The sequence below is a fragment of the Pelagibaculum spongiae genome, assembly GCF_003097315.1.
Taxonomy (GTDB): Bacteria; Pseudomonadota; Gammaproteobacteria; order Enterobacterales; family Pelagibaculaceae; genus Pelagibaculum; species Pelagibaculum spongiae.
On record NZ_QDDL01000008.1, the window covers coordinates 132711 to 159347 of the forward strand.

A 26637-nucleotide genomic window follows, 5' to 3' on the forward strand; every position below is an offset into this window, starting at 1 on the left:
TTCAACTAGATAGGGATTGCAGTGTTTAATTATCAAAAATTTGAATATATTCTCTCGAGATGAGATAGAGAATATTTTTAGAGACAATGGTCTTGTTTATAAAAATCTTCCGCCAAATGATTATTGCTATAATTGGACTAATAATGATAAAGGTGTTGAGGGGATGACTAAACGTTTTTTAGAACGCATTCCTTGTAAAGTAGATGGGTATTGCTTTAAGTTCCTAGGGTTTGATTTTAAATATAATGGCTATGTTTTATGTAAACCTCAAAAATCGAATATTGAATATGCCGTAGGACAATGGATAGGTGGTATTTATCACCCTTTTCCTGAAATCTCTAATGATTCTGAAGAGTTTGAAGCTGATAATGACTTGGATGAGCAAAGTTTCCGCGAAGGAAAGGCGATTCAGAAACTAGTTAATGCATTCGAGAGAAACACCCAAGCACGAAAGGAGTGTTTGGAAAAAAAAGGCTGCAAATGTACAGCCTGTGGTTTTGATTTTGAAGCTGTTTATGGGAATCTGGGCAAAGGATTTATCCATGTTCATCATAAAGTTCCTTTGAAAGATGTAAGGCAGGAGCACTTCAACAACCCCGAAAAAGATCTGATTCCATTATGTCCCAATTGTCACGCAATGATACATAAAACTAGAACTGCAATGACAGTTGATGAATTGATTGACTTGATTAAAAGAAGCTCTTAATTATCGTGCAATCCTGCTATAGGTCGTGTGGCCAACCACAACAATAATCGATGTTGTGGTTGGCGCATTGATCGATAAAAAGATTAAGGGCTGTGGAAATAAATAATCCTTCTGTGCCTCTCGTAGGTCATCCCTGAGCCTTGGCGAAGCGTGACATTTCGTTGACAAGTCGCTATTCGCTTCGCTCATGACGACCTACATCAAGAGTGTTTCTTTCTACACGCTTAATTTCAGAAAAATACCGAGTCTATTCGAAACATATAATATTTTAAAACACCTGCGTTATCGGGTGATTGTCGGGTGCGCCGTAAGGCTTACCCGACCAACCTTTGGCTTGGTACTGAATGAAATATTAAAGATTTATCAATAAAAAAAACTCCACTCGGTTTTCGTAGCCTGGGTAAGCCTTACGGCGCACCCGGGTTTATATGCTCTATATCTGTGAAATAGAACAAGAACAAATACACCCATTAAAGCGATATGGTTTCACTGTACATTCATTTTCGTGACTAATAATTCTATTTTTATTATGCTGTCTTTGTTTTAGAAATACCACCAGCTGTCACCTATGTAGCTGGCTGCCTCAAAAAAACAAAAAAGAGCAGTAAAATGAATCAAGTAGTTTCAGTAAGTCTCAAATCCGCCGCTTCTTCTCTCCAATCTGCAATCGAATCGTCTTGGTCGCGTCGTGACTTTCTCAAAGCAACAGCCGCTGCTGCAGCGTTACTGTTGATTGGTTGCAAGGTTGATACCGACCAGAAGGTGAAAGAGTTTCCTTTAGGCGTCGCTGCGGCAGACCCTGAGGGCGATAACATTCAGCTGTGGACGCAATATATTGGCAAGAAAGATCTGAGGTTAATGTTGTGGCTAGAAGATGATGTTGATTTGCAAAACCCACTTTTGAATATCGAGGTTTCACCCAATAGCCATGGCTATGTTCAGTTGCAAATTAATGATTTGCAGCCGGGTGAGCGCTACATGTATAGCTTCGTTGAGTTTAAGGGCAGCAAGTCCACTCAGGTGTTTTATAACGGCCGTTTCCGTAGTAGCTTGCCGCAAGGTGCCATTGAACCGGTTCGTTTTGCTGCGGGTTCTTGTGCTTCAAATTACATGATTCCATTTACTTTGGAAAAGGCAGGTTTACGCCGTAATCTAGATGCGTTCATTTTTCTGGGTGATACCAGTTATAACGACAGCGCCTCAGACCCAGAGTCTTATCGTAAAATCTGGAGCAAGAATTTAAAAAAACGAGGTTTTCAGCGAGTACGTTCTGCCAATTGCCAGATTAGCACTTGGGATGACCATGAAATAGTGAATGATTGGGACCCGGAAACCATCGACCCAACTTTATTACGCCATGGATTAGATGCATATTTTGAACATATGCCGGTTAAACGTAATCCACAACGGCCGGATCAGATTTGGCGTAAGTTATCTTTCGGTGACACGGTTGATGTATTTGTACTGGATAGCCGCAGCGACCGCCGACCTTCAACGATGAATACGCCTGAAGCGCAATATTTGTCTGTTGAGCAATTGGCTTGGTTAAAGCGGGGGCTAAATGACAGTTCGGCCGTATTTAAGTTAATTGTTAACTCAGTGCCAATTTCACATTTCCCCGGGGTATTGTTCGATTCTGGAGAAGCTCAGCGCTGGTCTGGTTATGCTTCACAAAGAGCCGATATTTTAAATTACATTGAAGGCAATCAAATTCCGGGCGTGCTTTGGCTGGCTGGTGATGTGCATTTTGCAGCGATGGGCCGGGTAGACAAAACAGGCCCTGGAAGTCGTTCCACTGAAGTTACGGTGGGGCCGTTCTGCCAAGTCATAAATCCGCTGGGTGGTTTCTTGCCGAGGAGCCAGTTTGATTGGTGTGCTGCGGTATTTAATTATGTTGAATTGGCATTTGAGCCAGCAACAGGTGAAGTGGAAGTAATTTATCGGGGTGATTTCGATAATGAACTAGCGCGTAAGACTTATAAACTGGTGTAAAATAAGTTGATGTAAATAGTCTTGTAGGTTTGATGAGTTAAAACGAAATCAGGCATTTATTTGATAGAGCCTAATATCTGATTGCGCCTTTGGCTTATCAAACCTACTTTGAAAAATTTTTTATTCTGGAAAATAAACCGGTGTATCGCCTTCTTTCCACTGTGGATACTTTTGCATTACCGATAAAAATATCTCAGATGATTTAAAATGCTCAAGCCATTGTTGAAGCTTGGGATAAGGCGTTGCCTGAAACCACTCGAAATCGACATGAGCACACTGACGAATGAATGGGAAAATAGCGATGTCGGCGAAAGTGACTCGACCAGCGACCAGAAACTGATTTCTTAGCAAATGTTTTTCCAGCTTGCCAAGAAAAACCTCACACTGATCGCGGTAATATTCCACTGTGTGCTGCGGATGTTGTTCAGGGTATTTGTAGCGATCCAGTGAAAGCTTAAAAATAAAATCATTCTCTTGAAGCAAGCCTTGCATTTCCCACTGCCAGTTCATGACATCGTCACCAGAAAGCCACTGCTGTGGGTCTTGGTTAGATAATGCCCATCGCATAATGTCACGACTCTCATCAAGCAGCATTTCATCATGTTGTTCGCTGGCGGGAATAATAAGCACGGGCACCGTTGCTTTTGATGACTTGCCTATTAATTGCTGTGGTTTGTCTTTCAGAACTACTTCACGTAGAGCTACTTGGCTTTTTGAAGCTGCAATAGCCATTCTGGCCCTGATGGCGTAAGGGCAGCGCCGGAAAGAATAGAGTACAGGTTGTGATGCTACTGACATAAAAATCATCTGTTATGTACACATGCATACAATATACTGTGAGCGATTGCTAGATGCGAGCTGCCATTGTTAAAGTTGGTCTAAATTTTTTAGAAAAGGGCTTTTGCGAACTAGCTCACAAATAAAAAATAACCAATAGCTCATTATCAAGTTGGTTTGGAAACCGATCCGAAAGGGTCTCGATATGAGAAGGGGGAGGCTTGAGTCTTCCCTTTTTTATTGGGCGATAATAAGGAAATGTCATAGATCGGCTAAAGCAATCTATTGATGTTTGTTTATCTGATGTATTCTTATTTTTTTTAAGATAGTTATGGTTTTTAATCAAACAATGGTTTTTCTTGTTACTTATCAGTTTTTCTTCTGGAATGATCAAAATATTTCTTGCTAAGTAATTATTTAATAACGCAGCAAACAACTTGTCACTATGTCAGAATACGGCCTTTCTGTGAAAACTGTACCGAGTTGTTATTTTGGATCGTTCGATAGTTTATGGTTTGTCTGCGGTGGCTTGTTGGTCGACTGTAGCGACTGCTTTCAAGTTAGGATTGGGCTATATTGGCCCGTTTGAGCTGGTGTTTTGGTCGGTACTGTTTGCGACTTTAATGTTAGTTGCTGTTGTTTGGTGGCAAAAACGCTCACTGCTTGAAGCCTATAAAAAATCACCGAAGCGATATTGGTTGGCAGGAATGCTTAACCCGGGAATATATTACCCGCTACTGTTTTTGGCTTATCAGAAGCTTCCAGCTCAACAAGCGCAAAGTATTAATTACAGTTGGGCATTAATGTTGACACTAATGTCGGCTATTTTCCTCAAAGAAAAAATCACTAAAAAAGACTGGTTAGCGTGCTTGGTTGGCTATTTTGGCGTGGTGGTGATTGCGACTTCAGGTGATTTAACTTCTCTGAACTTTCAAAGTCCGCAAGGTGTCATTTTTGCCTTGGCGAGTACCGTTTTGTGGGCAGGTTATTGGATTGTTAGTAGAAAGAATAATGAACAGCCAGTGACTGCAATGGCACTGAATTTTATTTGTGGTTTGCCGATTGTGTTGATTGTAATGCTGATATCAAAAGCAATCAGTGGTGACATGAGCATGCCAGGTTGGCAAGGCTTGTTAGCGGCAGTCTATATTGGCTTAATGGAAATGGCATTAGCCTTTGTGCTTTGGCTAAAAGCTTTGCAGGCGACCGAGAATACTGCACGGGTGAGTAACCTAATTTATCTATCACCGTTGATTTCTTTGGTACTAATCAATCAAGTGTTGGGAGAAGCAATTCACTCAGCAACTTTGATCGGTTTGGCGATGATTTTATTGGCGGTCGCTTTTCAACAAAAGAGAAAAGCTGGATAAACCAGCTTTTCTGAAACTGCTTTTAGACGATGCCCATTCCCGACAATAGTAAAATGCCAACAATGCTCCAGGCATGTAATCGTGGGAACTGATACCAATAGAGCGCTGAAGCTGGGTGGCCTTTAGCCAGATGACGTCGGCTTTGAACTACAAATATCAAATAGCTGACCGGATAGAGAAATATGGCAAACACGGCAAACATTTGCGACGGGTTGCTAGCGAGCATTTCTGGTTTATAGCTTTGAATAATCGCATAAATAATAAATAGCCAAGGCAGAACTAGGCTGCCTAGTGTTAAGGTTTTACGCTTGACAAATTGACGTGCTTTCTCGGTATGCTTGCTGTACGGCATGGCTAACACTCAAATAAATCAGTTATTCCTCATCATAGATACTGGTTATCGCTAAACATTGACCCGGTTCAATAAAATATCTTATAGCAACGATTAAAAAATTGAGTTTGAATTGAATGTTTTTGTCATACCAATTCATTCGCTTTTTACTACCTTCCACCATTTTTTTTCTTTGGCGAGTTTTGATTGGCAAAAAATTGAGCCGACAATTAAAGCTTCATAGGTAATATGCTAATTAATAGAATCATCAACTTGCTGCCTGCAAAGGTTGAAAAGCTATCAGTAAAGCCCAATCTGACAAACACAGAGTTTTCCTAAGGGTATCGGAATGAGAATGGAAAAAATGACTAGCAAGCTGCAGCAAGCACTCGCTGATGCCCAGTCGCTGGCGGTTGGGCAAGATCATAGTCGGATTGAAGCCTTGCACTTGTTCAAAGCCTTGCTAGAGCAACAAGGCGGCTCACTGGTGCATTTGCTAAATGCTTGTGGTGTCAATAGTGCAACCTTGAGTGGCGAAGTTAATCAGTTATTTAATAATTTGCCGAAGTTGTCTTCTAATCAGGGAGATATTTCACTGGATGCTGAGTTAGGGCGGGTGCTGAACTTGGCTGATCGTGAAGCGCAGCAGCTAGGCGATCAATTTATATCAACCGAACTGGTGGCACTGGTTTGTTTGCAAGAACGCGGCACGTTAGGAAAATTATTAAAAAAACATGGGCTCAATGAACAGAAAATCCGTGGCGCCATAGATAAGGTTAGAGGCGGTGAGAAAGTGAACGATGCAAATGCAGAAGAACAACGCCAAGCATTGGACAAGTACACGATTGATTTAACGGCAAGAGCCGCGCAAGGCAAGCTTGATCCGGTGATAGGTCGTGATGATGAAATCCGCCGTACGATACAGGTATTGCAGCGCCGCACTAAAAATAATCCAGTATTAATTGGAGAGCCAGGCGTTGGTAAAACTGCAATTATTGAAGGTTTGGCACAGCGAATTATTAATGGTGAAGTGCCAGAAGGCTTAAAAAATAAAAGACTGCTCTCGCTTGACCTAGGCGCACTGATTGCAGGGGCTAAATTCCGTGGTGAATTTGAAGAAAGACTAAAAGCGGTGCTGAATGATCTAGGTAAGCAAGAAGGGCAGATCATCTTGTTCATCGATGAATTGCATACCATGGTGGGCGCAGGGAAAGCAGAAGGTTCTATGGATGCTGGCAATATGCTCAAGCCTGCGTTGGCGCGCGGTGAACTGCATTGTGTTGGCGCGACGACCTTAGATGAATACCGCGAGTATATGGAAAAGGATGCAGCGCTAGAGCGGCGTTTCCAAAAAGTATTAGTAGAAGAGCCGACTGTTGAAGATACCATTGCCATTTTGCGTGGTTTGAAAGAACGCTATGAATTGCACCATGGGGTAGAAATTACTGACCCGGCAATTGTTGCCGCTGCAACGCTTTCTCATCGTTATATTGCTGATCGCCAACTGCCAGATAAAGCGATAGACCTAGTTGATGAAGCCGGTAGCCGAATCCGAATGGAGATTGACTCTAAACCAGAAGAAATGGATAAGCTGGAGCGACGGTTAATTCAGTTTAAAATCGAGCGAGAAGCGCTAACGAGAGAATCAGATGACGCATCTAAAAAACGTCTGCAAGATTTAAAGCAACAGATTGGTGAATTGGAATCTCAATATTCTGATTTAGATGAAGTATGGAAAACCGAAAAAGCGGCATTGCAAGGCACTCAATCAATTAAAGAAAAGCTTGAACAGGTACGTTTTTCGTTAGAGCAGGCCCGTCGCGCCGGTGATCTGACCCAAATGTCAGAACTGCAATACGGTAAAATTCCAGAGCTAGAGCGCCAGTTAGATATGGCCTCTCAGGCAGAAATGATGGAAATGACCTTGTTGCGAAACAAGGTGACCGATGAAGAAATTGCCGATGTAGTCTCTAAATGGACCGGCATTCCAGTGAGCAAAATGCTGGAAGGTGAAAAAGATAAATTACTGAAAATGGAAGGTGCACTGCATAAACGGTTAATCGGTCAGCAAGAAGCGGTAAAAGTGGTTTCTGATGCAGTGCGTCGTTCACGCGCGGGTTTATCTGATCCAAATCGGCCAATTGGCTCTTTCCTGTTTTTAGGCCCAACCGGTGTTGGTAAAACCGAACTGTGTAAATCTTTAGCTAATTTTTTATTCGACAGTGAAGATGCCATGGTACGGATCGATATGTCAGAGTTTATGGAAAAACACTCGGTCGCTAGGCTGGTCGGTGCGCCTCCTGGCTATGTTGGGTATGAAGAGGGCGGCTATTTAACAGAAGCAGTTCGGCGTCGTCCTTATTCGGTATTGCTGTTGGATGAAGTCGAAAAAGCTCATCCAGATGTTTTCAATATTCTACTGCAAGTGCTAGACGATGGTCGACTAACCGATGGCCAAGGCCGCACGGTTGATTTTAGAAATACCGTGATAGTGATGACTTCTAACTTGGGCTCTAATTTGATTCAAGAGCTGGCCGGAGAAAGCCATTATCAGGAAATGAAAACCGCAGTTATGGAAGTTGCGGGGCAGCATTTTCGACCAGAATTTATTAACCGTATCGATGAGATGGTGGTATTTCATCCACTGGCTAGAGAACACATTCGTTCCATTGCCACTATTCAGTTGCAAAGGTTACGCAAGCGTTTAATCGATCGAGATTTAAAATTGGAAATTACCGAGGCGGCGTTAGATTTTCTGGCCGCTTCAGGTTTTGATCCGGTTTATGGTGCACGACCACTTAAGCGTGCCATTCAGCAACATCTTGAAAATCCATTGGCGCAGAAAATGCTACAAGGTGAATATTTACCGGGTAGCCAAATAGAAATTGATACTGATGGTGATCGGTTGCTGTTTGCTTAGAGCTGCAGAGTTCAATCACCTCCCACATAATGCTTCATGTCGTGTGTAAGTCAAAACTTATACATTAAGTTTTTGTTAATCCATATATAAGAGAAGATAACTGTAAAACTCAGGAGGTAAGTCGAATTCTTGACTGATTATATGCTGACGAAATAAAGTGAAAATCACATTCGCACCCTGTCGAGACTACATGTTGTTACACATGATTATTTATGGTCAGAGTTTTGTAAGAGGCTCAGCAATAGGTGGTTTTTTATTTTGTTGTAAAACACAAACTTTTATTGTTGGAGGTTTGTGTTTTTTTTTATTGCTAATTTAGGTTTTTCTAAGTAAAAAGTTCCTTCGATAAATGAGTGTTTTATCAATAATTATAAATTAGTTTTCGATATTATAAAATCTCTTTCTTAAGTGTTTTTGTAAGGGATAGTCATGTCTTGGCGATTGCTTGGAAATGGTTGTGATAAAAGATTTTACATTAAAGAAAATAGTGAAGTGGTAGGGAGTTTTGGAGCTATTTGTTGCAGTGACAGTGTTGCTTCAAGAGAAATGAAAGCATATATAAGATTGAAGTGTGCAGGCCTTAGTAGCTTGCTGCCAGCAGTTCTTCCGTGGACGCAAGGAAATATTCTTCCTGAGGGAATAACGATAAAGCCTCAATATATGATAGAACGGTTACATATAGGTCGAACATTTAAGCCGCAAATGTGTGTTTTCAATGTTTCAAGGCAAGTTAATGCAGAATTAAATAAGGGTGATAAAATTAAAATCCTTAAAAGTTTGAAATTAATAGAAGATAACTTGTTTCAAGTTTGTAACATTGTAGGCGAGCTAACGCTAGCGATCTGTGCGCAAAAAAAAGATATGTTTTTACTAGACTTTAGTCCGGGAGAAACAGGATCAACAGCAATTAGTCAAATTGATACTATTAAATCAGGAATTAATAATTTAAAAAAACGGATGGAAGATTGTTAGTAAAATGTAAGGCTATTTTTTTATTAGCCTTGGTAGGTTCTGATCATTAGATTATTCATCTAATCTCTTTTGGTTTAACTCTCCATCGATAAAGATGGGGTGTTAAATCATAAAGCTCTGTGTTTGTGGAAATAAATAATCTTTCTGTGTCTTCTTATGGGTCAGTCCTGAGTTTTAGCAAAGCGAGACATTTCATTAGTAAGTCGTTTCCCTAATTACGAGCTATATTAAGGGGTGTTTATTTCTTTCTATGCTCTTTATTGTTTCTTGTTGGTTAAAAAGATCCCAGCCAAAATGATTGCAGCTGCAATAGTCAATCGTGACACTAGCAGCTCATTTAAAAATATTAAACCTCCAAAAGTAGCCAGTAATGGTACCGATAATTGACTGCTTGCAGCTTGACTGGCGGTTAGCTTTGGTAATATTTGATACCAAGCCCAGTAGCCAATTGCGGAAGTGATGCTGCCAGAAGTTAACGCCAGCAACACACCATCCACGCTAAACAATAAATACTGATTGAAAATAACTACTGCGATGGTGAGGACTATCAGTGCGATTGGTGTTGCGAGTAAAAAACTCTGCTGCATATTTTGCAATGGTGTAAGTGTGCCGGTCTTTGCTGCCTGGGTCGCCTGCATTCCAGCCAAGGTAAAGCCACCCCAACAAACACCCGCGACCAGCATTAATAGAGCACTGCCTAATGGCGGCGTATTTAATCCGGGTAAAAACAAATAAATCAAACCAGACAAAGCAATGCCACTACCTAATATTTCATAACGATTGAGCTGCTGTTTGAAATGATGGGCATATAACAAAATGGTGATTTGCACGCTGGCGAATAAAACCAGCGCACCAGTTCCAGAGTGGATAGATAGATAAGCAATAGAAAAAAAACAGGCGTAGCCAAGTAGCAATAAGGCGCGGGCTAAACTGCCTTGGTCAAATTTTGATTTGAATGCTTGCTGGCGAATGGGGGTATTTTTTAGTCGGGTTGTTAGCTTTAAGATCAGTAATAGTGTGATAGCACCCGAAGCAAGGCGGATAGTAGAAAAGCTATATGGGTCGATCAGTAGATCTGTCAAAGCTGCCCGAGTGAGCACGGAATTAGCTGCAAAGGCGATCATTACCAGAAAGGTACTAAGAAGAAGGCTGGTTTTTTGAATTGTTATTTTCAATGTGAATTTTTCAGTTCAACCAATGAATGGTACAAGTTAGGACAACTTGTTTGGTTTGATGTTCCGTGGCAATTGCACGGTATCAATCGTTGCATTTATTTTTGTATTATCGACCCTGTAACAGATATGGCGCATACGACGATGTAGATGTCTTGTAGTATCATTTTTGCGAATACTTACGCAACGATTAATAGTTAAAATTTAATTCAAACTAAAATAGTCAGATATTGTGCCAGAGCAAACAGTTAAAACATTTACTTCAATAGCTCTTTTTCTGGGTGTTGGCAATCAATGTTATCTAGTGGTGTTTTCTTTTTTTAGATTAAAAAATTTAAAATTTTACCATAGCTTAAGATGAAAAAGTCAATTTAAATATTTGTTGGTTTACTATTGGTTGGAGCTGTTTTTTAAAGTATTAGTTGACTGGTTTTGTCGGGTATTGGTTAGGACAGTTTTCTGAATAATGCGAGAAAAACACCCCCAAATTTTTTAATCAACACTCACAAAAAAATTGAATAAGTAATTTGAAAAATAGCTGGCTATCCTTTTAAAGCTAACTGCGATATGTAGTTCTTTAGCTTGTTGATTATGGAGGATCGCATGAGAAAATTATTAATTCCTATTGTGTTAACTAGTTTGCTGGCTTCAGGGGTGAATGCCCAACCAATTGAAGCAGGCCACCCTGAACCGTTTAACCTAGAAGAAAAGCCGCCGATTAAATTGCTTTTGAAAAATCCGCAACAACCTTCTTTTTTAGTAAACCCAGTACAACAATCCAATATTTTACAGCAAATAACCCCGCAAGCATTGCAATTGAATAGTGCTCAAGCCGTTGCTAGTTGCAATAGCGATGACTTCGCATCTCGAAGCGGTAGTGATTTGACGGATTTTATCCGTCAAGCTCCGATCGATTGTGTTAATGATTTATTTTCATTGAGCGGCATGATGGCTTACCAAGTTTTTCGAGAATCTCAGATGGTCAGTGTTGCCAATAGTATGGCGCAGCAAAGTTTGAGTTATCAGGGGAATAACGACCAAGGTATCGAGCAGTTAGTGCTATTCCTCCGGGCTGGTTATTACGTTCAGTTCTATAAGGCCGACGATGTAGGCCAATATGGCGGTAACTTAAAAAATTCGATTCGCCAAGCGTTAGATAATTATTTCGCGTCTGACAGCTATCCGCTGGTTAATGATGATCATGGTAATGTCTTGAGAGAAGCGATTATTTTGATAGACAGCTCGGGAGAGAATGCTCGCTACCTATTTATTGTTAAAGATATGCTAGCAAGGTTTAATCAGCAGTTTGCTGATTCTTGGTATATGCGAGCAGCCACTAATAGTGTGTTTACCGTATTGTTTCGCGGTCATTATAACGATGATTTCAAAACCAAAATTTTTTCAGATCAATCTGTTATAAACAGCCTGCAACAGTTTATTGCTACTCATAACAATATGATTGGAAGTGATGGTGAGTTTTTGTTAAATAATGCTGCTCGTGAGTTGGGGCGATTCTTAAAACATTACCAGCTAAAAAGTATGCTGCGGCCCATGGTTAAAAGTTTGCTTGATAATTATTCGTTTGCTAATGGGCCAGGAATTTGGGTGGGCGCAGCAGAGATGGCTGATTATTATGATTCAAGCCAATGCAATTACTACGGTGTTTGCAACTTTAAACAACAGCTGGCGGCGCAAATTTTGCCAATTAACCACAGTTGTAGTAATTCAGTAGTGATTCGTGCTCAGCAGATGACTAGCCAACAATTAAGTGACAGCTGTGATGAGTTGGTGGCTCAAGGTGATTATTTCCATAATAAATTACAAACCGGTCAACAGCCTGTTGCAGGTGATATGAATTCATCGTTAGAAGTCGTTGTGTTTAATAGTGCCGATGATTATCAAACTTATTCAGGTACATTGTTTGGGAATTACACCAATAATGGTGGCATATATTTAGAAGGAACCCCTTCTGATGCGAACAACCAAGCGCGTTTTATTGCCTATGAAGCAACTTGGTTGCCAGATTTCCAAGTTTGGAACCTTCGTCACGAATATGTTCATTACCTAGATGGTCGCTTTAATATGAAAGGAGGTTTTTCTGATTATTTAACGGCAGATACTATCTGGTGGCTAGAAGGGCTTGGAGAATATATTGACAAGAAAAACTTCAATGACACCGCGATTGATTTAGCTCGAACTCGCGAGTTTGGTTTATCGAGTATTTTCAAAAATGACTACAACAGTGATAGTGATCGAGTTTACCGTTGGGGTTATTTAGCCGTTCGTTTTATGTTCGAGCGCCATCCCGATGTTGTTAATCAAATACTGGGTTATTTCCGAAATGGTGATTATGCTGGCTATAACAATTATCTAAATGCTCGCTTAACCAATTATGATAGTGAGTGGATGGATTGGTTGTTAGAAGTTGAAAGTACTGTAGGTGACGGAAGCGACAATAACGGAGAAAACCCTGCAATTGAAGTGCTTAATGATGGTGATATGCGAGTTATTTCATCGGCCAGTAGCCTTGAGTTGCCTGAATTTAAAGTTGTAGTACCTCAGGGTACCCAACAATTAGTGATTCATATTGAATCTGGCACGGGTGATGCTGATTTATATTTGCGTCATAATGCTCAGGTGACTGTCGACCAGTGGGATTATCGCCCTTGGATAAATGGTAATAACGAAACCATTACGGTTGATAATCCGGCAGCAGGTGAGTGGTTTATTATGGTTGCTCCTTATAATCCTTTTACCAATGTCCAACTCAGTGTTTCATTGACTAAAGATGATAACGGTGGCGGAGACAATAATGGTGGTGACGATCCGCTTGCTGAACTGCCAAATGTTTGTGCAACTCAAGATAGCAAAACCTTTATTCCAAAACTGCAAAATGAACAAGATATGGCGGCCTGTGTCGCAGGAAATCAGATAGTGTATGGTTATTTCTTTGTGCCTATGGGTGTCGATAAAGTGACAATTAAAATTGGTCACGGTTCAGGTAATGCAGGGTTTTATTATAAAGATCAGAGTTATCCAAGTACTGCTAATTATGATGAACATATGAATGTTGGTGGTGCCAATGAAGAAGTTATTCTGAATGACCCAAGTAATTATAGGTATCATTACTTCTTATTCACTGCCGGTCATCAGAACACTTCAATTCAAATTATTATGGAGTAGTCACATTATAGGGCGGTCATTAATGGCCGCCTTCTTTTGGTCAAAAAAACCACTGAAAATGTAATATTAACAACTGTAATTTTTACGTTAATCTCGTTGTTGACAAAAATCACTTATCAAATGCATCTTTTACCGCTAGCATGATTCATCTCCACCTCTGCTAAATGTAATCGTTTATTCAAACCTGGTGGTGGTAATCAGGACCGAGTGCGTAATCTGATTTGGGACAATAACTATCAAGATAATTGAGCGTAAAGGCTGGTAAATCATGGTTGTAGGTTTGCTTCCAAAGCTTTGGTTGGCTATAACTAAATTGGCATTATATATCAAAAATCATTGATTTGTTACATAATAGATTAGATTGTCTTAAATGATAAAAGTGAAATTATAATCTCTTTAATCTAATGAATTACACTTAAAGGTGAATGTATGAATGTTAAATTCGCTGCCTATGGTTGCTTAATAGTAAGCACTTTTTGTTTTGGTCAGAACTCAACAAACTCGAACAATTTTAACAGCGCTGAAATAAAAAATACATCAGTTGATGTCGCCAGCTTATTTGGTGATGACAACTACTTAGAGGTAGAGGAGCTTCCCAAAGTTTACAGCGTGATAAACTCAAAATGCCCTATTGATACTGATTACCTTTTGATAAATCAGAATGAAATCGATAATTTTTATAATAAAAATAGATGCACGCAGATTCAAGGGAGTTTATTTATAGGTACTTTTCGTGATTTAACGGTAGAGTCGGATATATTTAATTTAAAAGGTCTTGGGCTGATTACTTCAGTTCGTGACAATCTTTACATTAAAGTTCTTAACCTTGTTGAAGATATTAATCCTTTGTCAAGTATCAAGTACGTAGGTGGTGATATTCAAGTATTCGGGAATGAGCACCTGACTAATATTGATGGCTTATCAAATATTAACGCATTACACGGTGAAATAATTGTTGGATACAATGTTTCGTTGGTTGATTTAAATGGATTAAAAAATATAAAGTCTGTAGATTCTGATATTTCTATAATCGGAAATCATGCACTTAATAATTTAAATGGACTTTCAGGTATTTCAAAAATAGGAGGGAGCCTATTAATTCAAGGTAATTTAGCACTAACAAGCTTGGATGGAATTGATAATATTAGTGCCAATCAAGGCGTTTCTATACTTAAAAACCCTGCCCTAGAAAGTCTGAATGGTTTGAATATCAACCAAATCGAAGAACATCCGTCTGAGTATATTTATATTAACGATAATCGCATATTAACCGAATGTTCAAATGCATGCCCTTTAATTGAAGATGCAAACACTCAATACATGCTAATCATTAGCGGTAATTCTGGTTCATGCAGAAATGCATCAACCTTACTATCTACTTGTTCAGAGTGAATTGCCATAACATTTGGTAATTATTAAGATATGGCTATCGAAGTTATTTCTAGATAGCCAGTTTTGGCAGATTAGTTTACTCATAACTTTTCTTGTATGCATAATACAGTTGATAAAGCACAACCTGTTATGAATATGGAAATCGCCCGCTCGGTTTCAAAAGGAATGTACCTACGATTAAAAATCGTCAGAACTGGCCGCAAGTCCGTCATGAACTGATGTGTTCGATGTACTGTGATAAACGAAAGCGTTGTGCTGGTGCTACTGAAAAACAAAAGCTGTCGAGTTTGATAGCCAGCCTTGTGGGTAGTAGCAATCGTCGGGATAATTTATTTTCTGCTCTGGGTATCGATATTCAACATGATTTTTCGAGTCATCGCATGACCAAAGGTGGGCTAGATAGTCGGGACTTTAATGTTAATACCGATAGTCTTTATGGTTTGTTGGGTGCATTAATTCTTGATGGCCTGCGTAAAGCAGATAATCAGATTAAAAACCTTCTGAAAAATGGTCTAAATAATTACAAAATATGGAATTGCCCACAATTGGGAAATAATACCGATGAAGTTCTGGGTTTTAGAATGACCAATGGATGGAAATTAAAAGTAACGGCCAGACAACAGGTGCAGGAAACTTTTTTTGATGTGAATATGTTCCGCATTTTTCAGGTAGTACATGAGCAGGTAGAAGCACTTGTGTGTAGCTATCTGGCGTCAGTGATTGGTAATGAAGTTACTGACGATAGTTTTAGCAGAGATGATAGCTCCGATGGTGACGGTAATGACAGCAGTGATAATTCAGGTGGTGGAGATAGCACTGACTTGAGCCATATTCCGAATCTTTGTTTGTCATTGGCTGCCGAAACTTTTGTTCCTCAGCTGCAAAACAGAAACCAATCAGCGAGTATATGGTTATTTCTTCGTGCCTGCGGGTATCAGTCAAATCACGCTAGAGACTGGGCATGGCGCTGGCAGCACACGGATTTATCACAAGGATCAGGGCTACTCGACTGAGCCCAGCTTCGATACTGTGACTGACGGTTCTGAGAACCATCAGAAAATTATTATCGATAATCATCAAACCAATATTTACCACCATTTTCTGACAACCTCAGAGAATAATAGAGCAAGTATTAATCTAACGATGAGTAATAGCTGGCAGCGGTAAATTGGCTGAAAGAAAGCATTTTTTACGACCAATTCTTATATAAATGGCCTTCTTTATTTACAAGAGATATCTGACTTAAGAAAACTGAAAGAAGTTAAAAATCACTTATCAAACGCATCTTTTACCGCTAGCATGATTCATCTCCACCTCTGCTAGATGTAATCTGAGTTATGAATAAAAGCAATATCCAGATTAATCCAATTCAAATAACTACGCGAGACGGCTTTTTGTTGGCGGCAAGTGAATACTTACCGCAACAAGAAAATGGCGTGGCGCTGCTAATCAGCCCAGCAATGGGGATTCCTCGTAGCTATTATCATCACTTTGCTAGTTGGTTGGCCAAGCAGGGTTTTGTTGTGATGAGCTATGACTACCGTGGAATGGGTGATAGTAAAAATATCGAGAGTAATCTTGCCCAGCGAAAATCTTTGCGGCTAACAGATTTTGGTGAACAAGATCTTAGGGCTGGCTTGGATTGGTTGTCTAAGCAACATAACCAGCTCAGGCTGATGACAATTGGCCATAGCCTAGGTGGGCAAATCTTGGGTTTGGCCGATAACAATGGTTTGGCAGAGAAATCGTTGGTCATAGCTTCTGGCTCGGGCTATTGGAAACTCTATTCACCGTTATTACGGATTAAAATGTGGCTAGTGATGTTTGGTATTATGCCGCTGGTGACGATAGTTCGCGGGCAATTTCCTGGTAAATTACTCGGTGGTGGTGATGACTTACCAAGATCAATTGCTCTTAGTTGGGCAGCTTGGTGTCGTAATCCACACTATGTTAGTGATCAGCGAAAACAGCCAATTCGAACCCACTACAATCAGCAAAAGCAGATGCGTTTTATCGCCATTAGTGATGATACTGATTTTGCGCCGATGGCTTGCGTTAAAGCGCTTCAGAGTTTTTATCAAGCCGAGAGTAGTGAACTACTGTTGCTGAACCCTAAAGATTATCAAGCAGGAAAAATAGGACATTTTGGTTTCTTTCGTCGTAATATGCCTCAAAAGCTTTGGAAAGATACGGCTGACTGGCTGCTGCAATCTGCATTAGTTAGTAAGGAACAAGTAGAAGCGGTTGTGTCTGTTTAGCCGATCTTGAACAGAGCAGGGTTTGATTGACAGGAATCAGAGATGTCACAAGAAAAACCAGAATCACTCGAGAATCAAGCACAGCAGAAAACCTATACCTCGGATTATCACTTCCAATGGAAATTCTTGCATCCGAAGTACTTGGGGTTGTGGCTGTTGGTGCTAATTCTGTTTATTCTTGGACGATTACCATTACCTGCTTTTTTTGCTACTGGCCGTGCAATGGGGCGTTTATTAATGAAGTTAGGCGGGAGTCGTTTACGAGTTACCCGACAAAACCTAGCCTTGTGCTTTCCCGAAAAGACAGATCAACAACGTGAGCAATTGCTAAAGCAGAATTTTGAAACTTTAGGGATTGCCTTGCTGGAACCAGGCTTGGCTTGGTTTGCATCTCGCAGCAGAATTCAGCGGTTGGGGCGATTTGAAATCGATCCAGAACTACAAACTCATCTTGAGCAGGGTAAGCCTATTTTATTAAGTGCCTTGCATATGACATGCCTTGAAATGGCCTGTCGGATAGCCAGTGAAAACATGCCTTTTAATTTGCTGTATCGTCCTAATAACAATCCATTATTTGAGTATCTATCTGGAAAATTTCGGCAAAGACCTAAGTTCAAGACCCGATTTATTCCACGTAAACAAGTTAAAGATTTACTGCATTTCATGCAGCATGATGAGCCAGGAATGATCCTCCCTGATCAAGATTTTGGGCCAAAGCGCAGTGTATTTATGCCATTTTTTGGTGTAAACACGGCCACTGTGATGAGTACAAGTGATTTTGCTCGCCAAACATTTGCGTCGGTTGCAATAGTCACTATTTACTTAGAAAAAACCGGCTATGTGGTGAAGTTTTCAGCACCATTAAAAAACTTTCCCAGCGATGATTCCTTCGCCGATACATTGCGTTTAAATCAGTTAACTGAGCAACGAATTCTCGAGCATCCCGAGCAATATTTATGGCAGCATCGGCGTTTCAAAACACGCCCTGAAGGTGAGTCATCGCTTTACCAAAAATAATTCGATATTGCTTCGTGATGTAACTCTAATCAGCAGCTATTCATGGGCATGTGTGGCTGCTGCTCTGATTTAGTCCAGTCTTTTTAAATCGTTTAAAACCATTGCTTTTATCTATCAGTAAAGTCCTGTCTTATGTTCAAAATAATAATAAAATAGGAATGATTGGATGAAAGCATTTGTGACAAAACGCGGTTGCAGTTTGCATGCTACTCAATGTCAACCAACTATGCGCATCGCTGTTCAATGGCTGACTGTGCCGCTATTAGCAGTAGTGCTGACTGCATGTGGCTCAAATGATTCGTCTAAATCTACTCCAGATGATCAGCTGGTTACACCGCCTACAAACCCGCAGCCAAATCCTCCGACTACGCCTGTTGATATTCAACCATTGACCGCACAAATGGTATTGGATTTAACCGATGACGCGGCTTTTTTTGACCAAGGATTTCCATCGGCGATCAAACAAAAACCCAGTGGAAAAATCGATTTTAGTCACTTCCCGCGAGAGAAGCATATCTCAACCGTTGATTGGCGAGCAGTAGCAGAAACTACCGATGGTTTTTCTCCTATGTCACCGGTTTATATTCGTTTTGATTCTAATATCGCTGTCGATGCAGTAGCACTGAATTTGCCACAGAATGCCGCCGCCTATTTAGAACAAGATGCTTCAGTTCAGTTAATTAATATCGACGCGCAATCTCCCGAATATGGCCGTCGCCATCCGTTAAATGTGGATTATTACCCGGATGCAGATAAATATCGCCCTGGTAACTTATTGGCAGTTCAGCCGCTAGGGCGGCTCATGCAAGAAAACACCCAATATGCATTGATTGTTACTCGTGCGATTCACAGTAATGCGAGTGAAACAGCGGTCAGTCCTATGTTGACGGCTTTGTTAAATGGCATTAATCCACGTCAGTTAGATTTAACTATTTCACCGATTACTGCAGCTAAATCTTTGCAGGGGTATCAACCATTACGACAATGGTTGGCAGATCAAGAGCAATTTAATCAGCAACAAATTCTGGCAGCCACAGTATGGCGGACTGGCCAGCCAACGGCTTACTTGCAAAATCTGGTTGATGCTATGGCTAATTGGCCTGTGCAGTTAGATGAACCGTGGCAGCTGGTGGAATCCAATGATCAATACTGTGCGATTCGTTCTAGCTGGCAGGCACCGGTTTTAATTAAAGGTTTATCAGGCTATTTATTACCGGTATTTGGCGGGCAAATAGAATTAGATCAGCAAGGTCAGCCGTTGATTCAGCATTATCGACAATCAGAAATAGTTTTAACTCTGCCAAAAACACAAATGCCGATAGCAGGCTTTCCTATGATGCTTTACAACCATGGCACCGATGGCCGAGCCGATCAGATTTTAACCCGTGGCTATACCAATGCTCAGGGTGAGCAAACTTCCCAAGGTACCTTGGCAGAAATCGCAGCAATACGCGGCTGGGCAGTATCTGGCATGGCGGGGCATATGGGGTCGGAGCATCAAGATCTGGTCGATTTATGGGATGGATTATTTGATGGTCTCAGTGGTTTTTCGTTTAACCATTTTTCATACAATCCATTAAACCCGATGGCGATGCGAAATAATTTACTACAAATGATCACCGAGCGTGTGTTATATCGCCGGTTAATTAATCAGCAACAAATTGATGCATCTATTTGTCAGGGCTTACAAACACCTGAAGGGCTGATTCAATTTGATCTACAAACCCAAGTAGCATCAGGCCAGTCGTTAGGATCTTTTACTGCAGCTTCAATGGCAGTGGTCGATCCAACGCCTTATCAGGGAATGACGGTCAGTGGCGCCGGCACGTTTAGTTTGGATTTGGTGCTGAATTTTGTGATCGAGGGAAAATATTTAAGCGGTTTATTTGAACCCGCCTATTGGCAATTACCTGAAGGTAGTTTGAAAGATGATCCACTACATCCATTTTGGGCGTTAGCAGAGTCGGCTTTAGCTCCAGCTAATAGTGGTTTGCAGGTCAATCGCTGGCAATATGAAAAAGCCCAGCAAAAACCACATAATTTAATATTTGAGGGTTTTTTCGACTCACAAGTTTCAGTGACATCACAAAAATATTTGCTGCGTGCGATGAGTGTTGATTTTGCTGGAGAAGAGTTAGATTTATCCGATGACAAGTTGCTATTACCAGCAATTGAACTGGCAGATGGTCAGCAGTTAGACTTCCCAGTTCAGGCCAATCAACAGCAAAAAACCAATGTGGTGGTGCGCTATGCACAAGATGCCAATATGGATGGCCACCATGTGTTATTCCAGTATGACCAAGCTAAGCACCAACTGGGTTGTTTCTTGCATGGAATCAGCAACGATCAACCACCGGTAATTGTGCAAGGTGTTTCAATTGATGGTGCTTGTGAAATAGTTGATCAGCCTAATTAAGAAATATTAATTTTAATTCTTGCAGTCTGCGATTCAATGTAGTCTGCAAGAATCGAAATTTATTCGGTAGAATTATTTAACCAAAAGCAATTCTTGCAGCGACCAATATCAATAAGCTTGCCAAAGCTCTATCCAGCCACAAACTACCATTAACCAGTTTATTGCGAATGGCGGGCCGCGTTGCAATTAGGGCAACTAAGGTATACCAAGCGCCATCAATAACGACCGCAGTGGATGCATAAAGCGCTTTGGTTTGAAGGTCCAACTGGTCACCAGCAACCTGACTGAATAATGCCAGAAAAAATAAAATGACTTTTGGGTTGAGTAGTGAAATCGCTAACCCTTGTTTGATTGGATTGCCCAGCTGTTGAGATGTACTTTCTAGATTGACCTTAGATTGACCTGCAAAGCGCCAAGCATTAATTGCCATCCAAACTAAATATGCCGCCCCTAGCCATTTTATCGCAACAAACAATATTGGGCTTTTAACGATCAGTAAGCCGAGGCCGAGCAGTGAAGCTGTGGCATAAACGCCAATTCCAACTGCATGACTAATCGATGTTATGACACCTGCTGCGCGCCCTTGATACAACGATTGGCGAAGAACCACTGCCAAGCTAGCACCCGGTGTCATAGCACCCATCAAGCAAATGCCTATTACTAAAAACCACTCAGCTAACATCAAACTATTCCTGCCTCGAATCGGTGGCTGAATAATGCCAAAGTCAGGCGGTCGAAAAAAGGCATGTAGCTATGAGCTAGTGGAATGGGGCGGTCAGTCGAGTGCTTCAGACAGTGGTCGCATCTGTATAGGATTCAATCTTGCATAGCCATCTTGTTCTTCAGCGCTGAGTGAGAAACTGGTAAAATCAACTTGATCGCCTGCAAAATAATGGGTCTTAATAGAGCCTTCTTTAAAGAAATGTTCCAGAAAAATGATATAAGCTGGTGCTCTTGTTGCGGCTGGTTGGAATTCAATTAGCCCAATCAGAGGATCAAAAATATAGTCTCGAGTACCGCCGAGAATAATTAAAATTGTATGATCGGTCATAATTGGGCTAGATGTATCTCTTGAATAATTTACTTTAAAGGTCAATGTACTGTACTGGATAGTACCTATGGGTGAATTACTGCTGATTCCTGCCAGGGCTAGCGACCATGCTGATGTTTCAGAGAGAAACTTTCTTTTTGAGTAACCATTCAGCACAATTTAATATAAAAATCGCTTGACAGGTTTTTTTGATATTTTCCCGAATTTAAGCACCTCTTTCAGAATACCACTTAAACGCCGCATTAAACTGCTATTAACACACCTGATTATCAATGTTTTTTGCTCAGAATAGCGCATCAGCATTCCGCTTCTAAAAAGTCGCCACAGTAAGCCTCAGAGACAAAAAAACCACCCTGAAAACCTGTGCGATAATAACCGCATGGACTCAATCGAAATTAATAAAACAATCGCTGAAACCGAGCGATTGTTAGCCAAAAGCAAAAGCTTACCGCCCGAACTGGTGGCGATGGTTCGTATGCTGATGCTCGTCGTTAAGATATTGCTTGATAGCAAAGGGCTAAACAGCAAAAACTCCAGCATTCCGCCATCGGCAGATCCTAATCGAGAAAAGAAATCGCGCGCCAAAAGCAATAAAAACCCAGGCGGGCAGCCTGGCCATAAAGGCAGTAATTTATCACCGGTGAAAGACCCAGATGAAGTGCTGGATATTACGATTGATCGTAGCCAATTGCCGAAAGGAAAATACCGTGTTGTTGGCAGTGAAAGCCGCCAAGTAGTTGATGTTCGTATTACCCGATATGTCACCGAATATCGGGCGCAGATTCTACAAGACGAGCAGGGTAACCAGTTTGTTGCTGAGTTTCCGCAAGGGGTCACTCGGCCAATACAATATGGCAATGAGTTTAAAGCCAACGCGGTTTATATGTCGAGCTACCAGCTGATTCCTTATGAACGGACTCAAAAGCACTTCGCTGAGATATTGGATGCGCCAATCAGCACCGGTAGCCTTGCCAATTTTAATCAGGAAGCTTTTCATCGACTGAAGCCATTTGCTCAGTTAGTACCGGCTATTTTGCGTGCTGGAGATTTGATTCATGCCGATGAAACCGGCGTCAATATCAATGGTAAACGAAAGTGGCTACATGTCGCGAGCAATGACCGCTGGACGTGGATTGAAGCGCATGAATCAAGAGGTATCGAGGCAATGGAAGCGATCGACATCTTGCCTAAATTTACCGGTTTATTGGTACACGATCACTGGAAAAGCTACTACCGATTTGTGCTGTGCTTGCATGTATTGTGTAACGCCCATCATGTACGTGAATTGGCGCGAGCCCATGAGCAAGATGGCCAGCAGTGGGCCAAGGCAATGGAAGATCTGCTTTATGAAATGAATACGGCAGTCAATGAGGCGGGGGGTGAGTTGGATGAAAAGCAGTGTCAAAAATGGGTGAAGCGATATCGAAAAATATTAAAAGCAGGTGATCGGGAATGCCCGGCACCTGAGCCAAAAAAAGCGGATAAAAAAGGTCAATTAAAACGAGGGAAATTAGCACGAAGTAAATCGAGAAATTTATTAGAGCGGCTGCGGGATTTTGAAGCAGACGTGCTGCGGTTTATGAGTAATACCCGAGCACCGTTTACCAATAATCAGGGTGAACGGGACTTCCGTATGAGCAAGGTTCAGCAGAAGATATCAGGCTGCTTCCGCTCATGGGATGGCGTGAAAGCGTATTGCAGAATCCGGAGCTATATATCGACCTGCCAAAAAAATGGGGTCGGTGTTGGGGAAGCTTTGTCGTTATTATTTGCGGGTAAATGGCCGGACTTTATTCAGGAGAAATTGGATCGGTTGGTGTGACATGCTGAATGGTTACCTTTTTGATTGATAGGTACCTTGCCAAAGAAGATTGTAGTCGCATTTAAATTCGTTTTTAAATATATCATTTTTAGCTGGTGCTTGGAGTTTGGAAGCAGATGCCCATATTTTTGATTGAGTAATATTAATTGCTTTATCTTTTGTTATATTATTATTTAGAGAATCTGTTGAAAGAAAAAAGAAACTTTTCAGGTCTTCTCTTTTATTTTGTGCAATAAACAACGCTATAGCATGGCATAGGCCGGAGCTTATAAATGTATTAGTATCGAACTCACCATTTGGTTGGCTTAAATCTAATATTTTATTCATGTTGAAGGGGTAGAAGCTGCATTTACAACTAATTTTCCCAAGCATTCCTCTAATTTTCTCTCTATGTAGAACGGGCATAACACATCCTTGTGTTGATATTTAATTGATCCATTGATTAAATGGATGCTTCATTAAGCAGCTATTGTAGTAGCGTTTATCACCGGTGACTTCTTCACCTAACCAGTCTGGTTTTTCAAAAGCGTCATCAGCTGAGCTTAATTCAACTTCTGCTACAACCAAATCTTGATTTTCAGCAAAAAATTCGTCCACTTCAAAAGTATGTTGGCCGACCGACACTTCGTAGCGAATTTTATCGATTAAACCCGGTTCACAAAGTTTAATCAGCTGCTGTGCTTCGGACAAGTCAATCTCTTTTTCCCATTCATAGCGAGAAGTGCCATCTTGGCTACTTTTGCCTTTTATAGTCAGATAGCCTTGTTGGCCGCGAATTCTAATCCGAACCGTTCTCTCTGGACTTGAGTTTAGATAGCCTTGGACGATACGAGTTTTGCGTTGGGCCGTTTGTTGATAGTCGTTATTTAGTACCAGAAACTTGCGTTCGATTTCTACCGACATTGCGATTCCCCGCGGTTGGATACTGACAACTTTATAGCAGCAAGCATAACTGACCTTTACTACTTAATGGATCCTTTATCAGATGAGTCCGCAATGGCTAAGGTGTCAAAGCGTTTATGTATCGGACTAAACTTGCGTATAATGCCCGCTCGCAGCAATTCCCAAGATTGGATGATCATGAGTAAAGTTAGAACTCTGACCGGTATTACGACGTCCGGTACCCCGCACCTGGGGAACTATGTCGGTGCAATTCGCCCGGCGATTCAAGCTAGCAAAGACGACAATGTTCGCTCTTACTATTTTTTGGCTGACTATCACGCACTGATCAAGTGCTGGGACCCTGAAAGGGTTCACCAATCCACCCGGGAAATCGCTGCGACCTGGCTGGCTTTTGGTCTGGATACCGATAAAACCATCTTCTATCGCCAGTCAGATATTCCTGAGATCCCAGAGCTGACGTGGATCTTAAATTGTGTGTGTGCCAAAGGTTTGATGAATCGCTCCCATGCTTATAAAGCGTCGGTAGATGCCAACGTTGCCAATGAAGCCGACCCTGACTTTGAAGTCACCATGGGTTTATTTAGTTACCCGATACTGATGGCCGCCGACATTTTAATGTTCAATGCTAACAAAGTGCCTGTCGGGCGTGACCAGATTCAGCATATTGAAATGGCGCGAGACATTGCTGGTCGATTCAATCATATCTTCAAAAAGAAATTGTTTGATATGCCAGAAGCAGTAGTGGCCGATGCTTCAGATAGCAGTGCTATTTTGCAAGGCCTTGATGGCCGTAAAATGAGCAAAAGCTATAACAACACCATTCCGTTGTTCTCTACTGAAAAGCAGTTGAAAAAATCAATTAATAAGATCAAAACCAACTTGCTTGAGCCAGGCGAACCTAAAGATCCAGATACTTCAGCGGTATTCCAAATCTGGCAAGCATTTGCTACCCCAGCTCAGGTTGCCGAAATGCGGACTGAGTTTGAAAATGGTATTGCTTGGGGCGAAGCCAAAAAGCGCTTGTTTGAACTGGTTAATGCAGAAATTGCGCCAGCGCGTGAGCGTTATAACGAGATTATGGATGATCCCGAATTCTTAGAAGCTGAACTGCAAAAGGGTGCTGAAAAAGCCCGTGCACAAGCCGCTCCATTTATGGAAAAGGTTCGTAAAGCCACCGGCATTAAACGTTTTAAATAGTTAAGTCTTCGAAAGCGCCATTTCTGAATCACTTCTAAGTGAGCGGAAATGGCGTTTTTTTATTTGTAAATTAAAATTGGTAAATTTTTGGATAAAATCTTTTTCTGGTCCGGTGTACGCAGAGTTTCACCCACCCTGCTAAGCATTACGCCATTTGGTTTGATTGCTGGCATAGCTGCATTGGAATCGGGTATGACGCCGCTGCAGGCTCAGCTGTCTTCAGTAGCTTTTTTTGCTGGATCTGCGCAGATTGCCTCGGCACAGTTGCTGGCGTCAGGTGCGCCTTTATTAATTGCGATTGCCACCGCGATGTTAATTAACTTGCGTTTTATGATGTACAGCGCGGTGCTTGCACCCGAACTGCCAATTACCGGCTCGCCGATTAAACGCACAGCAAAAAAAATGGGTTTAGCTTATTTTTTGACGGATCAAGTGTTTGCTTTAACCCACCTAAAAATTGCAGAGCAACCTAGTTGTACTCTAGATGAAAGGGTCTCCTTCTATTTAGGGTGCGCTTTACCGGTTTGGTTGTGTTGGCAGTTAGCGACCGCTGCCGGAATTATTTTTGGCAATGCATTACCCGCATCTTGGCCGATAGAATTTTCTATTCCACTGACTTTTCTTGCTTTGTTATTTCCAACCATTAAAGACAAACCCGGTGCCATTGCAGCGGTAGTGGCTGGGTTGCTGGCTTTGTTGTTTCATTCATTGCCATGGAAGCTAGGATTAGTTGCAGGCGCAATTGGTGGCATAATCGCAGGTGGTTTTTCAGAAGGGATGATCAATAAAAAGACAGCAAAACCAATTCAGGGAGCAAAAGATTAATGTCTCTGGATTGGAAAATATGGTTACTGTTATTAACTGCTGGTGTAGGAAGCTTGTTGCTGCGTAGCTCGTTTATTTTGCTGGCAGATCGTTATCCGCTATCTGAATTTTGGATGCGCTATTTGCGTTATGTACCCCAGGCAGTTTTTTCTGCTCTGGTTGTTCCAGCATTGTTGCTGCCATCAATTGAGAAGCAGGCGCTAGACCCACAAACGCTTGCAGGATTAATCGCAGCATTGGTCGCTTGGAAAACCAATAACATTTTAGCGACTTTAGTCGCTGGGCTGCTTATGTTGTGGTTGATGGCATTTGCTAATAATTTTTACTAGAGTA

Annotated in this window: 22 protein-coding genes; 15 read left to right on the forward strand and 7 right to left on the reverse strand. The window is 41.3% G+C overall.

Annotated elements, in window-relative coordinates:
• The first annotated feature begins 16 nt into the window (after nucleotides 1–16).
• The gene (locus DC094_RS16765; protein WP_133245592.1) at nucleotides 17–706 is read left to right on the forward strand and encodes an HNH endonuclease; all 690 of its coding nucleotides are present in this window, start codon (nucleotides 17–19) and stop codon (nucleotides 704–706) included.
• Between the two features lie 609 nt (nucleotides 707–1315).
• Complete coding sequence (locus tag DC094_RS16770; protein WP_116688276.1) at nucleotides 1316–2698, forward strand: alkaline phosphatase D family protein; 1383 nt, start codon at nucleotides 1316–1318, stop codon at nucleotides 2696–2698.
• Nucleotides 2699–2818: 120 nt separating this feature from the next.
• Here DC094_RS16770 and DC094_RS16775 read toward each other — a convergent pair whose 3' ends face one another.
• Nucleotides 2819–3496 carry a glutathione S-transferase gene (locus tag DC094_RS16775; RefSeq protein WP_116688277.1) on the reverse strand — a complete coding sequence of 226 codons (678 nt, stop codon included), beginning with the start codon at nucleotides 3494–3496 and terminating at the stop codon, nucleotides 2819–2821.
• 470 nt (nucleotides 3497–3966) lie between these two features.
• Between DC094_RS16775 and DC094_RS16780 the strand changes: the two genes are divergently transcribed.
• A complete protein-coding gene (locus tag DC094_RS16780; RefSeq protein ID WP_206605687.1) occupies nucleotides 3967–4845 on the forward strand; it encodes a DMT family transporter in 879 nt (292 codons plus the stop codon).
• A gap of 22 nt (nucleotides 4846–4867) precedes the next feature.
• Here DC094_RS16780 and DC094_RS16785 read toward each other — a convergent pair whose 3' ends face one another.
• Complete coding sequence (locus DC094_RS16785) at nucleotides 4868–5197, reverse strand: hypothetical protein (protein ID WP_116688279.1); 330 nt, start codon at nucleotides 5195–5197, stop codon at nucleotides 4868–4870.
• Between the two features lie 328 nt (nucleotides 5198–5525).
• Here DC094_RS16785 and clpB point away from each other — a divergent pair, with 328 nt between their 5' ends.
• Nucleotides 5526–8096: an ATP-dependent chaperone ClpB gene (gene clpB / locus DC094_RS16790; RefSeq protein WP_116688280.1), complete on the forward strand. Its 2571-nt coding sequence runs from the start codon at nucleotides 5526–5528 to the stop codon at nucleotides 8094–8096.
• Nucleotides 8097–8525: 429 nt separating this feature from the next.
• On the forward strand, nucleotides 8526–9068 hold the full coding sequence (locus DC094_RS16795) for a hypothetical protein (protein WP_133245593.1): 543 nt from the start codon (nucleotides 8526–8528) through the stop codon (nucleotides 9066–9068).
• A 257-nt stretch (nucleotides 9069–9325) separates the two neighbouring features.
• Here DC094_RS16795 and DC094_RS16800 read toward each other — a convergent pair whose 3' ends face one another.
• Nucleotides 9326–10243 carry a DMT family transporter gene (locus DC094_RS16800; protein ID WP_133245594.1) on the reverse strand — a complete coding sequence of 306 codons (918 nt, stop codon included), beginning with the start codon at nucleotides 10241–10243 and terminating at the stop codon, nucleotides 9326–9328.
• 600 nt (nucleotides 10244–10843) lie between these two features.
• Here DC094_RS16800 and DC094_RS16805 point away from each other — a divergent pair.
• The 6 genes from DC094_RS16805 (at nucleotide 10844) to DC094_RS16830 (ending at nucleotide 20506) form a co-directional block, all read left to right on the forward strand.
• A complete protein-coding gene (locus DC094_RS16805) occupies nucleotides 10844–13423 on the forward strand; it encodes a M9 family metallopeptidase (protein ID WP_158527366.1) in 2580 nt (859 codons plus the stop codon).
• 429 nt (nucleotides 13424–13852) lie between these two features.
• The gene (locus tag DC094_RS16810; protein ID WP_116688284.1) at nucleotides 13853–14815 is read left to right on the forward strand and encodes a hypothetical protein; all 963 of its coding nucleotides are present in this window, start codon (nucleotides 13853–13855) and stop codon (nucleotides 14813–14815) included.
• Nucleotides 14816–15042: 227 nt separating this feature from the next.
• Complete coding sequence (locus DC094_RS16815; protein ID WP_116688285.1) at nucleotides 15043–15828, forward strand: hypothetical protein; 786 nt, start codon at nucleotides 15043–15045, stop codon at nucleotides 15826–15828.
• A 324-nt stretch (nucleotides 15829–16152) separates the two neighbouring features.
• Nucleotides 16153–17073, forward strand: a complete 921-nt coding sequence (locus DC094_RS16820; RefSeq protein WP_116688286.1) for an alpha/beta hydrolase family protein — start codon at nucleotides 16153–16155, stop codon at nucleotides 17071–17073.
• Between the two features lie 42 nt (nucleotides 17074–17115).
• Nucleotides 17116–18090 (forward strand): LpxL/LpxP family acyltransferase, encoded by a 975-nt coding sequence (locus tag DC094_RS16825; protein WP_116688287.1) that lies wholly within the window; start codon nucleotides 17116–17118, stop codon nucleotides 18088–18090.
• 166 nt (nucleotides 18091–18256) lie between these two features.
• A complete protein-coding gene (locus tag DC094_RS16830; protein WP_116688288.1) occupies nucleotides 18257–20506 on the forward strand; it encodes a hypothetical protein in 2250 nt (749 codons plus the stop codon).
• A gap of 76 nt (nucleotides 20507–20582) precedes the next feature.
• On the opposite strand, the gene DC094_RS16835 is transcribed toward DC094_RS16830, so the two are convergent.
• Entirely contained in the window at nucleotides 20583–21188 is a 606-nt protein-coding gene (locus DC094_RS16835; protein WP_116688289.1) for a LysE family translocator, read from the reverse strand.
• Between the two features lie 93 nt (nucleotides 21189–21281).
• The gene (locus tag DC094_RS21900; RefSeq protein WP_133245595.1) at nucleotides 21282–21713 is read right to left on the reverse strand and encodes a hypothetical protein; all 432 of its coding nucleotides are present in this window, start codon (nucleotides 21711–21713) and stop codon (nucleotides 21282–21284) included.
• Nucleotides 21714–21936: 223 nt separating this feature from the next.
• On the opposite strand from DC094_RS21900, the gene tnpC reads away from it, so the two are divergent.
• A complete protein-coding gene (gene tnpC / locus DC094_RS16845) occupies nucleotides 21937–23379 on the forward strand; it encodes an IS66 family transposase (RefSeq protein ID WP_116685486.1) in 1443 nt (480 codons plus the stop codon).
• A 12-nt stretch (nucleotides 23380–23391) separates the two neighbouring features.
• On the opposite strand, the gene DC094_RS16850 is transcribed toward tnpC, so the two are convergent.
• Nucleotides 23392–23784, reverse strand: a complete 393-nt coding sequence (locus DC094_RS16850) for a hypothetical protein (protein WP_116688291.1) — start codon at nucleotides 23782–23784, stop codon at nucleotides 23392–23394.
• A 21-nt stretch (nucleotides 23785–23805) separates the two neighbouring features.
• Nucleotides 23806–24282, reverse strand: coding sequence for a CYTH domain-containing protein (locus tag DC094_RS16855; RefSeq protein WP_116688292.1), 477 nt, complete (start codon nucleotides 24280–24282; stop codon nucleotides 23806–23808).
• 177 nt (nucleotides 24283–24459) lie between these two features.
• On the opposite strand from DC094_RS16855, the gene trpS reads away from it, so the two are divergent.
• The 3 genes from trpS (at nucleotide 24460) to DC094_RS16870 (ending at nucleotide 26633) form a co-directional block, all read left to right on the forward strand.
• Nucleotides 24460–25479 carry a tryptophan--tRNA ligase gene (gene trpS, locus DC094_RS16860; RefSeq protein WP_116688342.1) on the forward strand — a complete coding sequence of 340 codons (1020 nt, stop codon included), beginning with the start codon at nucleotides 24460–24462 and terminating at the stop codon, nucleotides 25477–25479.
• An 87-nt stretch (nucleotides 25480–25566) separates the two neighbouring features.
• A complete protein-coding gene (locus DC094_RS16865) occupies nucleotides 25567–26304 on the forward strand; it encodes an AzlC family ABC transporter permease (RefSeq protein WP_158527367.1) in 738 nt (245 codons plus the stop codon).
• Complete coding sequence (locus tag DC094_RS16870) at nucleotides 26304–26633, forward strand: AzlD domain-containing protein (protein WP_116688294.1); 330 nt, start codon at nucleotides 26304–26306, stop codon at nucleotides 26631–26633. Before DC094_RS16865 ends, DC094_RS16870 begins: the two co-directional genes overlap by 1 nt.
• The last annotated feature ends 4 nt before the right edge of the window (nucleotides 26634–26637 follow it).

Excerpts from the sequence above, each read along its gene's own strand:
- DC094_RS16770 (WP_116688276.1), top strand. The coding sequence starts at position 1,316 with ATGAATCAAGTAGTTTCAGTAAGTCTCAAATCCGCCGCTTCTTCTCTC.
- DC094_RS16775 (WP_116688277.1), bottom strand. The coding sequence starts at position 3,496 with ATGTCAGTAGCATCACAACCTGTACTCTATTCTTTCCGGCGCTGCCCT.
- DC094_RS16785 (WP_116688279.1), bottom strand. The coding sequence starts at position 5,197 with ATGCCGTACAGCAAGCATACCGAGAAAGCACGTCAATTTGTCAAGCGT.
- clpB (WP_116688280.1), top strand. The coding sequence starts at position 5,526 with ATGAGAATGGAAAAAATGACTAGCAAGCTGCAGCAAGCACTCGCTGAT.
- DC094_RS16795 (WP_133245593.1), top strand. The coding sequence starts at position 8,526 with ATGTCTTGGCGATTGCTTGGAAATGGTTGTGATAAAAGATTTTACATT.
- DC094_RS16805 (WP_158527366.1), top strand. The coding sequence starts at position 10,844 with ATGAGAAAATTATTAATTCCTATTGTGTTAACTAGTTTGCTGGCTTCA.
- DC094_RS16810 (WP_116688284.1), top strand. The coding sequence starts at position 13,853 with ATGAATGTTAAATTCGCTGCCTATGGTTGCTTAATAGTAAGCACTTTT.
- DC094_RS16815 (WP_116688285.1), top strand. The coding sequence starts at position 15,043 with ATGTACTGTGATAAACGAAAGCGTTGTGCTGGTGCTACTGAAAAACAA.
- DC094_RS16820 (WP_116688286.1), top strand. The coding sequence starts at position 16,153 with ATGAATAAAAGCAATATCCAGATTAATCCAATTCAAATAACTACGCGA.
- DC094_RS16825 (WP_116688287.1), top strand. The coding sequence starts at position 17,116 with ATGTCACAAGAAAAACCAGAATCACTCGAGAATCAAGCACAGCAGAAA.
- DC094_RS16830 (WP_116688288.1), top strand. The coding sequence starts at position 18,257 with ATGAAAGCATTTGTGACAAAACGCGGTTGCAGTTTGCATGCTACTCAA.
- DC094_RS16835 (WP_116688289.1), bottom strand. The coding sequence starts at position 21,188 with ATGTTAGCTGAGTGGTTTTTAGTAATAGGCATTTGCTTGATGGGTGCT.
- tnpC (WP_116685486.1), top strand. The coding sequence starts at position 21,937 with ATGGACTCAATCGAAATTAATAAAACAATCGCTGAAACCGAGCGATTG.
- DC094_RS16850 (WP_116688291.1), bottom strand. The coding sequence starts at position 23,784 with ATGCCCGTTCTACATAGAGAGAAAATTAGAGGAATGCTTGGGAAAATT.
- DC094_RS16855 (WP_116688292.1), bottom strand. The coding sequence starts at position 24,282 with ATGTCGGTAGAAATCGAACGCAAGTTTCTGGTACTAAATAACGACTAT.
- trpS (WP_116688342.1), top strand. The coding sequence starts at position 24,460 with ATGAGTAAAGTTAGAACTCTGACCGGTATTACGACGTCCGGTACCCCG.
- DC094_RS16870 (WP_116688294.1), top strand. The coding sequence starts at position 26,304 with ATGTCTCTGGATTGGAAAATATGGTTACTGTTATTAACTGCTGGTGTA.